We start from the raw sequence: 8,201 nt of genomic DNA on the forward strand, positions 1-8,201 counted from the left end.
GCGCCAGCCGATGACCTGCACGGGCTTCGGTTTTTCCTAAGCACTACCCCGCGCAAATGCTGGTTTCGCGCGGTCGGGGCCGATGTGAAGCTTGTTTTATCCCGCTTCCGATGAGTTGCCCGCCATGCCCACCCACACCCGCATCCGCATGTTCAACACCAAGCAGACCTACCCCAACCAGGCGCTGGACAACGACCTGTGCCAGGCCGTGCGCGCCGGCAACACCATCTATGTGCGTGGCCAGATCGGCACCGACTTCGACGGCAACCTGGTCGGCCTCGGCGACCCACGCGCCCAGGCCGAACAGGCGATGAAAAACGTCAAGCAGCTGCTTGAGGAAGCGGGCTCTGACCTGTCGCACATTGTAAAAACCACCACCTACCTGATCGACCCGCGCTACCGCGAGCCGGTGTATCAGGAAGTGGGCAAGTGGCTAAAAGGCGTGTTCCCGATCTCCACCGGGCTGGTGATTTCCGGCCTCGGCCAGCCGGAATGGCTGATGGAAATCGACGTGATCGCCGTTGTGCCGGATGACTGGACCGCATGAAGGCGGTGATTGCCCGTGAGCCGGGCGGGCCTGAGGTGCTGCACGGCGTAGAGCGCCCGGTGCCGACACCCGAAGCCGGCGAAGTGTTGATCCGCGTGGCGGCGGCTGGCGTCAATCGCCCGGACCTGATGCAACGCAGCGGCGCGCCGATTCCGCCCGGCGTCACCGATGTGCTCGGCCTGGAAGCGGCGGGCATCGTCGTCGCGGTAGGCCGTGGCGTGGACGAGTTTGCCCCTGGCGACCGCGTGATGGCACTGCTCAGCGGCGGCGGCTACGCCGAGTACTGCGTGGCACAGGCGGCGCATTGCTTGCCGGTGCCGGTGGCGTTATCCCTTCACGATGCTGCAGGCGTGCCGGAAGCAGCGTTTACCGTGTGGCACAACCTGTTTGAACTGGGCCGCCTGCGCAGCGGCGACAGCGTGCTGATCCACGGCGCCGCCAGTGGCGTCGGCAGCTTCGCCGTGCAGTGTGCGCATGCCGCTGGAGCGCGGGTGATCGCCACCGCCGGCGGCGCGCAGAAAGTCGCGATGCTGCACGCCCTTGGCGTGTGGCGCGCGGTGGATAGACACACTGAAGATTTCGCCGAGGTGGTGAACGACTGCACCGAAGGGCGCGGCGTGGACGTGGTGCTGGATAACGTCGGCGGCCCTTATGTCGCGCGCAACCTCGCGGCCATGGCGATGGGTGGGCGGCATGTGAGTGTGTCCTTCCTGCAAGGCGCAAAAATCGAACTGGATTTACAGGTCTTGATGCGCAAAAACCTCAGCCTCACCTCCTCCACCTTGCGCCCCAAAAGCCACGCCGAAAAGGCACGTTTGGCGGTGTGTATTCGCTCACGGTTTTTACCCTGGCTGGCGTCTGGCCTGGTGCGCCCGCAGATCCACACGCAGTTGCCCCTGCTTCAAGCCGCCGAGGCCCACCGGCTGCTGGAGGCCAACGCCAACGTCGGCAAAGTCGTGCTGACCGTCGCGCAATAACCTGGAGCGCAAGCCATGTCCCACCGCGTTTTTTTCCTCAATGGCCCCAACGCCAACCTTTACGGCCTCGACAAAAACGGCACCTATGGCAGCGAAAGCTTCGCCAGCATCGAAGCACGCTGCCAACGTCACGCCGCCGAGCTGGGCCTGAGCCTGGACTTTCGCCAGAGCAACCACGAAGGCGTGCTGGTGGACTGGATTCAAGAGGCCCGTTTGAACGCCGACGCTGTCGTGATCAACGCCGCCGGGCTCACCTACAGCTCAGTGCCGATCCTCGACGCGCTGCTGGCCTTCGACGGCCCGATCATCGAGGCGCACATGAGCAACATCTGGAAGCGCGAGAGTTTTCGGCATCACTCCTACGTGTCCAAGGCGGCAACGGGAGTTATCGCGGGGCTGGGGGCGCTGGGTTATGAGCTGGCACTCACGGCGGTGGCCACGCTGTTGAAAACCCAATGAGCCGCCTCACCGCAGATCAACGGTGGGAGCTTTCGAGCTTCAGCGAGGCTGCGAAGGGATCACCGCGGTGCATCTGCACCCCCCCAGCACCCGCATCGCAACCTGGCCGACCGATTCAACGTGCGTCTCTTGGATGCCCGCACTTGCTGACTAATGTCGTCGCCATTAATTCCAACGTTCGTGTAGAGGCCCCAACCCCTTCACTTAAAGCAATCACTATCGGCTGCGGGTCAAAAACATAGCCTGCCAACATAAGCGATTCGATCGACTCAATCGCATGAATAACGACCGACTCCTCTTCTGCTTTGAGCAGCTTCAGTAAAATACGCAAGGCTCGATCATCATTCGAATCACTTAAAGATTCGGCACACCGGCCTCGCCACACTTCAGACTTCTGTAAAAGTACAGACTCAAGCGCGTACCAGTCTGAACTGTCAAATTGAGAGACGTGAGCGGCGGCAATAGCAATGCCTTCATCTGACCAATAGTCTTCAGAGGAAATAGTTGCCAGCAATGTTTCATACCTTTCAAACATGCATTGTTCCTTGTCTCTTTCTATTGCAACCCGTCTCTACACGACACGTCGTAAAGCGTGTCTGGAGGTCCCTGGTGTTGTTCAAAATCCCTTCGCGTGGCGAGAACTCAGCAGGGTAGTTAAACAGCTCAGCGCTGCTGATTTTGAACAAAGCCAGTTCACTGCCCAAGATATACCGCTCAACGACAGCCCAGGTTTCTGGACTTAGCGGTGGATGGACATAACCACAAACGTCGTTTGACATGATTACACCTTTGTAGGGAACCCTTTAACCCACGGCCAGACACTGAGGTAATGCCCATACACTACGCTCCCCAACCACGCAGCCCCAGCACCATAGTCATCATTCCCATACAAAAAATTCCAGCGCCAATCGGCCACTTCAAAAACCTTGCCCAATTTTGGGGAAACGAAAATAAAGCACTGAGGCCATCTCTCTTTTTGAACAGGCCCCGATCACCCCAAATCATGCCCAACACCCCCAGCACCATTACAAACAACCCCATTAACGCCATCATTGAAAACTCTCCATTGTGAAATAGGGGTTAGGTCAATATTCTCAATCGCATATAAAAAATAAATAGGAGTCAGACCACTCTTATGAGCAAAGCCCAATCAAGCCTGAACCATACCCTTACTTCTTTAACTTAGAACGGTCGTCTGAACCCGTTCTATTTCTTTTTGTCATTTACAATTAAGCGCTCCCAGCAGATTCCTCTCTAGCGCCTGAGCATATTCGATATATTCAATAGCTCGACACTCCGCAGCAATAAGCTCTTTATCTCGCCGCAAAATATTCAACATTTTTTGCGTCAGTAGTAAATTCTTCGCCCAGACTGCCTCCGATAATTTTGAGGTTCCTTTTAGTAACTCAGCGTCATCCAGAAATCCCACCAGTACGTCCTTATCCAACTCACGAACCACAACAGGCAATAATTCCGACGTATACATATCTTGCCTGACCGATCTGCAAAGGTCGCCGGTATCGAGCTCAGTTATCGGAGTGTCCAGAATCGATCTGTGCCATGACTCCAGCGCAGACTCATCAGGATCAGGCTCAAACTCCCACTTAAACCCTTTACTCTCATCTATTTCACGAAATGTCTTTTTCATATACCCGCACCATTTAGAGAATCAGAAATACGTTTTAAAGTATCCCGAGCCGCCTGTCGGGCCGCTTGTGAAATAGGGGCAGATCATTATTCTGAATCGAATATAAATGTGGTCTACCCCTTTTTTATTGCTGTCACTAGAAAATCAAAAAAGATCACTCTCATCCATTCTCACAGAGAATCTTAAACGTAAAACATGAACACTTCTCCTAACACCCAGAGGCAAATCATCAATTCTTCTATTTCGTTGGGGTTTAGCTATCAAGCTGTACCCCCCACTATTACTGACATCGTAACTAAACAAACCTTTTCTAGCCATATCAACAAACGAGCGCAAATAGCGCTCACGCTGAACGCTATCACTAAATTCAGGTAGATTTCCCTCGACAATCTCAAACGCAATATCGTCTTCTACAGAAAGAAAATAATCATAAATATTTTCATAAATAGATAGTGATCTTCTTACTGCCATCGGCACAAAACATCGCCCCCCCGTCGCGAAATGCGCAAGCTGGCCATCTGGACAAGAAGCAAACCAATCCAAATTATAGGTTTCTAAAAACTCTTCATCCATCTCCATATCCACCTCCGGATATATTTATCCGATTTTCACTGCGAGGAATAAATTCTTCGGCTCTTGGATGAATCACGGAAGTAAAATTAATGTAAAACAGCAATCAAATCAATATTTTTACATCACGACTGAAAATATCGACTCTCGCGAAACCGCTATATTTATAAACCATACACTCACAAACAAAACTGACAAGGGAATGCCCGCCCACAAAAACACTTCACCGAACTCCATTTCGAAACCTGCTGACACGAGGAGCACCGGCAAAAACGCCATTAAACAACCCATCAACAATATAATAACAAAGGCCTCAATTTCCATGAGCATTGATGAGATCAAACTAATTATCCTCACCCTTAGTATCCTCGTAAAAAAACATTTGCATAACCGACTCCACCTGGATAATTCACATCGCAGTTCAGCAAGGTGCTTTCTTCCCACAATAGACAAACGGATATTACTGTTCATTGTGAATAACTAGAAAATAAAGAAAAAAACACGGATCAGACCAAAACCCCATCATTACAAACGATAATCGTGGGCTGACCCTATTTTCCTTGAAGCGCCCACGCCGCACAGTTTCTACGCGTCAACGTCGGGGCTCGGAAACGCCTATACAGCCTTATACCCAGCGAAATGGGGGGCGGGAGACGACTATTAAAAACCAAAAAAATAGAAAACCGTGGCGTCGCCTACTCCCCTGCTAGCGCCACATCATTTCAATCGTAAGTGCGTCGAATAGGGATCTTGCGCAACCGAACATTTTAAATATTCAGAAAAGCGATTTATCATTCTTCTCAATTCAGCATCAAATTTTAAGGGCAACAAATCTAGGATATCGTCCAACTCGCAGCACTCCATTATAAGTTCACACAACGCTGGAGAAAGACCTTTATCGTTCAGGATCCTGACGGTTCTAGGAGTGAACAACAAGCGCTCAGCCTCAGCAAGCGTCATCACCTCATTACCCACTGCCGTCAGCAAGCCGATAGCGACAACAGCCAAGAACCGACAGGCTTCTTCAGGCTCATGCAACTCTACCACCAGCGCTGGACTGTGCATCAATAGTTACTCCCAATTGTTCTGGCTTTCATATTGAAAAACTTCCCACTTTCACTCTAAGGAAAAATAGGGATCAGACCAGCCAGAAGATCGGATTGAGCTTTTCATTCACTTATACAAAAGTTTCATAGATCATGTTTGGGTCATCGTTGAGAATCAAATACACTCGACCCATCAGCCGTACCGCCATGCGATACTTGCCTTCCGCTCGTAAAAATAGCGGTCAGACCACGCTTATTAGCAAAGTTTAATCAAGCCTCACCTCTTCATCTTAGAATGGTGGTCTGACCCCGCTTTACTACAGCAAATATATCAACAGCAGTCGTATTCGTACCAAGCCCGCTAACTGTTGCTTTTGCACCATTCAACTCCTCAATGCTGGCAACGACAACACTTCATCGTACTGTGGCCAGTCTTCCCTCGCGCGTTTGAGCACACCTTGCATCAACTCGTCCAACTCAGGCACTGGCTGCTCGGGCGGCAATTGATCAAAGGGCGCGGCCAGCAGCGGATGATCAATCTTCTGCGGATTGGCTAAACCTTCCCACTGGCGCAGGCGCAGGATATAGAGAATTTCCACCGGCACGCGCTCCAAGTGCCAGTCCTGATTGAAGTCATAGGCATTCTTCTGGCTCTCTTTGCCGGTTTGCCAAGTGTGGCGGTCACACGCGGCCAACAGGCAGGGCATCAGGTCGTCGGGGCTGGGAGTGCGCCACTTGGCGAACAAGGCTTCGTAGATGGGTTCGTCGTAAGCATAAGTAGGCCATTGATGCGAGACATCGCCCACCCAATCGGCAAACACACGCAGCATAAAGGCTTGGGCGCGGCGGTGCTCCTCTTCATACTCGATGACCAGTTGATGACCACGGTTGAGCGCCGCATGGGTCAAATAGCCTTGGTGGATGACAGCTTCCTTCCAGCCCAGAATCGCCATGGCGGCCATCATGTTGGAAGCGGTTTGGATGCTGTAGTTTTGTTGGCGTCTGTCATTACCTACAGCTTTAGCCAAAACGTCAAACTGCCCCGCCCAAAAAAACAACTGCCAAATGCCTACTTGGTAGTAACGCATCCAGTGTGCCAATTCGGAAAGCCATCGCGGGTTTCCCGTTGCAGTGGCAAGTACTTTGTGAGCCCTTGTCACCGACATCCATTCTGCACGAGCATCTGTCGCATTGTTTCTGTTTGGAACCATCATTGAACGCTTCGGCGAAGCATCCTCGCGAGTAACGTACTCGCGAATACCGGCTATCTCATATTCATCCGAGACATGTGGCCCCTTGGCTATGCGCCCCAGCACACTTTTGTAAGAAGGCCATTTCGGGTTTACGCCCCAGCGCTCGCACTGAATTATTTCTTGGACCATGGTTCCACCTTAAATTCTGCAACACCTGTTTTACCGGGGGCGGGAACACCAAGATTGACTGTGACACCTTGTGTAAATATGGGTCAAACCACTCTTATTAGCAAAGTTCAATTAAGCCTCAACCCCCCCACATCTTCATCTTAAAACGGTGGACTGGCCCCGTTTAATTCCTTTTTCTCTGACTCTGTTTTTTATTCAAACAACCCACAGACAGTATAAGATTAGAGTGCACGGCCTAAAATTTCTTGGAAGTCATCGGTCAAGTTACTAAGCTCTATATCGGGATTAAGCATCATTAACTGGCTCGCGGTAACATTTAGCGATGCAAACACCTCTTCAAGTACGACTGAATCAATATTTTTTTCGTAACACCCCTCAACTAAACTTTTATAAGCTGCAATGCCTCCCACAAAAAAACCTAGCAACGGATACTCTTTCAGCCCATCCGGCGAAGCGCACCAGGATGATTGATTGACCTCTCGCCAAAAAAACAAACTTGCATTATCCGTAGAGAACGCTGGCTCAACTTTAAATTGCTGAAACACCGCAGGCATAGTCTTCAAACACTTAGACACATCAGATAGAGGAGAACCACATATCACCTTCCCTGCAACACCTGCACTGGTAAAGTGCAAAAATACTCAGCCCCCGAACCGTCTCTCATTGAGCCCATCATTTCCTTCCCTTCACCGTCCCAATTACAGTTGAATGAGAAATATCTATACTCCCACTCGGGCATGATGATGGCGTCCAACAAAGCCAACCCCTGAGCCACATGTTTAACACGCTCAACTGAAGGCAATTCATCAATATTTCGAATCGAATTATTCATCTAGGCTCACCTACTCGTCAGACTTAGTTTTACTTTATTGTCGAGATAGAATCTGAAGATTTGAGCTGCAATTTGTACCACCACAATCTTTTGGCTTCTATGAGACGGAGCATCATCAGGAAAGACAGTAATAAACCACCACGCGTTCCCGTGACCGTCGCATTTGTCCCCCTGAGTCCCTTGGCATAATCTAAATCAATAATATTACCGGCAGAGTCCGCAATGAACCTGGGTGTATTTTGAGCGTTAGTGGTTGTTTTTGCCCCCCTATAAATGCAACGCTAACAATCAGCCCACCGCACGCCTTTCAACTAACGACTTGACGTACCTCAACCGTTCGAAGATAAAATCAGAAAAACTTGACGCTAAAACATCAACCTCATCCAACTCAGAGCTAATCTCTACGATCTGCCAATTATTTTTTGCATCGAAAGCATACAGCACATCACTCGAATTCCCACCGAACACATAAAAGCCCTCATAGCCCTCAACTTCTCGACCGCATACAGTTGAATACTTCTCCGGACCATCATCGAGATGAAATGCCGCATCTAATTCTCCGAAACCAAACTCAGCAAGAAACTCCAGATAGTCAGCCGGGGCGTGCTGTCGATCTGATTCATCAACATTGCTTAACGTGGCACTCGTGTCTGTTATGCGATAGCCGTAATTGCCCTCGTATTCTGTTGAGGACGTTACAGCTTCAACCAACGCTTTTAACTCTTCTTTATTTTTCATAA

At 50.6% G+C, this 8,201-nt stretch carries 12 protein-coding genes; 3 read left to right on the forward strand and 9 right to left on the reverse strand.

What is annotated here, in order from left to right:
* The first annotated feature begins 124 nt into the window (after window positions 1-124).
* The 3 genes from PspR76_RS20790 to PspR76_RS20800 are packed head-to-tail and all read left to right on the forward strand — an operon-like array spanning window position 125 to window position 1,983.
* Window positions 125-547 (forward strand): RidA family protein, encoded by a 423-nt coding sequence (locus tag PspR76_RS20790; RefSeq protein ID WP_159958314.1) that lies wholly within the window; start codon window positions 125-127, stop codon window positions 545-547.
* The gene (locus PspR76_RS20795; RefSeq protein ID WP_159958316.1) at window positions 544-1,524 is read left to right on the forward strand and encodes an NAD(P)H-quinone oxidoreductase; all 981 of its coding nucleotides are present in this window, start codon (window positions 544-546) and stop codon (window positions 1,522-1,524) included. The genes PspR76_RS20790 and PspR76_RS20795 overlap by 4 nt, the downstream gene beginning before the upstream one ends.
* 15 nt (window positions 1,525-1,539) lie before the next feature.
* Window positions 1,540-1,983: a type II 3-dehydroquinate dehydratase gene (locus PspR76_RS20800; protein WP_159958318.1), complete on the forward strand. Its 444-nt coding sequence runs from the start codon at window positions 1,540-1,542 to the stop codon at window positions 1,981-1,983.
* Between the two features lie 115 nt (window positions 1,984-2,098).
* Here PspR76_RS20800 and PspR76_RS20805 read toward each other — a convergent pair whose 3' ends face one another.
* The 9 genes from PspR76_RS20805 to PspR76_RS20845 all read right to left on the reverse strand — a co-directional run bounded on the left by PspR76_RS20805 (window position 2,099) and on the right by PspR76_RS20845 (window position 8,199).
* Entirely contained in the window at window positions 2,099-2,518 is a 420-nt protein-coding gene (locus tag PspR76_RS20805; protein ID WP_159958320.1) for a HEAT repeat domain-containing protein, read from the reverse strand.
* Between the two features lie 305 nt (window positions 2,519-2,823).
* Window positions 2,824-3,036: a hypothetical protein gene (locus PspR76_RS20810; protein ID WP_159958322.1), complete on the reverse strand. Its 213-nt coding sequence runs from the start codon at window positions 3,034-3,036 to the stop codon at window positions 2,824-2,826.
* A gap of 166 nt (window positions 3,037-3,202) precedes the next feature.
* Window positions 3,203-3,631 (reverse strand): contact-dependent growth inhibition system immunity protein, encoded by a 429-nt coding sequence (locus PspR76_RS20815; RefSeq protein ID WP_159958324.1) that lies wholly within the window; start codon window positions 3,629-3,631, stop codon window positions 3,203-3,205.
* 144 nt (window positions 3,632-3,775) lie between these two features.
* Window positions 3,776-4,210, reverse strand: coding sequence for a hypothetical protein (locus PspR76_RS20820; RefSeq protein WP_159958326.1), 435 nt, complete (start codon window positions 4,208-4,210; stop codon window positions 3,776-3,778).
* A gap of 708 nt (window positions 4,211-4,918) precedes the next feature.
* Window positions 4,919-5,266 (reverse strand): DUF3969 family protein, encoded by a 348-nt coding sequence (locus PspR76_RS20825; RefSeq protein WP_159958328.1) that lies wholly within the window; start codon window positions 5,264-5,266, stop codon window positions 4,919-4,921.
* Between the two features lie 364 nt (window positions 5,267-5,630).
* Window positions 5,631-6,305: a hypothetical protein gene (locus PspR76_RS20830; protein ID WP_159961566.1), complete on the reverse strand. Its 675-nt coding sequence runs from the start codon at window positions 6,303-6,305 to the stop codon at window positions 5,631-5,633.
* 545 nt (window positions 6,306-6,850) lie between these two features.
* Window positions 6,851-7,183 carry a hypothetical protein gene (locus PspR76_RS20835; RefSeq protein ID WP_159958330.1) on the reverse strand — a complete coding sequence of 111 codons (333 nt, stop codon included), beginning with the start codon at window positions 7,181-7,183 and terminating at the stop codon, window positions 6,851-6,853.
* A gap of 44 nt (window positions 7,184-7,227) precedes the next feature.
* The gene (locus PspR76_RS20840) at window positions 7,228-7,461 is read right to left on the reverse strand and encodes a hypothetical protein (protein ID WP_159958332.1); all 234 of its coding nucleotides are present in this window, start codon (window positions 7,459-7,461) and stop codon (window positions 7,228-7,230) included.
* Window positions 7,462-7,749: 288 nt separating this feature from the next.
* The gene (locus PspR76_RS20845; RefSeq protein WP_159958334.1) at window positions 7,750-8,199 is read right to left on the reverse strand and encodes an SMI1/KNR4 family protein; all 450 of its coding nucleotides are present in this window, start codon (window positions 8,197-8,199) and stop codon (window positions 7,750-7,752) included.
* Window positions 8,200-8,201: the final 2 nt, after the last annotated feature.

This window comes from Pseudomonas sp. R76, assembly GCF_009834565.1.
Lineage (GTDB): Bacteria > Pseudomonadota > Gammaproteobacteria > Pseudomonadales > Pseudomonadaceae > Aquipseudomonas.

Coding starts and splice junctions, on each gene's coding strand:
- PspR76_RS20790 (WP_159958314.1), top strand. CDS start 125: ATGCCCACCCACACCCGCATCCGCATGTTCAACACCAAGCAGACCTAC.
- PspR76_RS20795 (WP_159958316.1), top strand. CDS start 544: ATGAAGGCGGTGATTGCCCGTGAGCCGGGCGGGCCTGAGGTGCTGCAC.
- PspR76_RS20800 (WP_159958318.1), top strand. CDS start 1,540: ATGTCCCACCGCGTTTTTTTCCTCAATGGCCCCAACGCCAACCTTTAC.
- PspR76_RS20805 (WP_159958320.1), bottom strand. CDS start 2,518: ATGTTTGAAAGGTATGAAACATTGCTGGCAACTATTTCCTCTGAAGAC.
- PspR76_RS20810 (WP_159958322.1), bottom strand. CDS start 3,036: ATGATGGCGTTAATGGGGTTGTTTGTAATGGTGCTGGGGGTGTTGGGC.
- PspR76_RS20815 (WP_159958324.1), bottom strand. CDS start 3,631: ATGAAAAAGACATTTCGTGAAATAGATGAGAGTAAAGGGTTTAAGTGG.
- PspR76_RS20820 (WP_159958326.1), bottom strand. CDS start 4,210: ATGGAGATGGATGAAGAGTTTTTAGAAACCTATAATTTGGATTGGTTT.
- PspR76_RS20825 (WP_159958328.1), bottom strand. CDS start 5,266: ATGCACAGTCCAGCGCTGGTGGTAGAGTTGCATGAGCCTGAAGAAGCC.
- PspR76_RS20835 (WP_159958330.1), bottom strand. CDS start 7,183: ATGCCTGCGGTGTTTCAGCAATTTAAAGTTGAGCCAGCGTTCTCTACG.
- PspR76_RS20840 (WP_159958332.1), bottom strand. CDS start 7,461: ATGAATAATTCGATTCGAAATATTGATGAATTGCCTTCAGTTGAGCGT.
- PspR76_RS20845 (WP_159958334.1), bottom strand. CDS start 8,199: ATGAAAAATAAAGAAGAGTTAAAAGCGTTGGTTGAAGCTGTAACGTCC.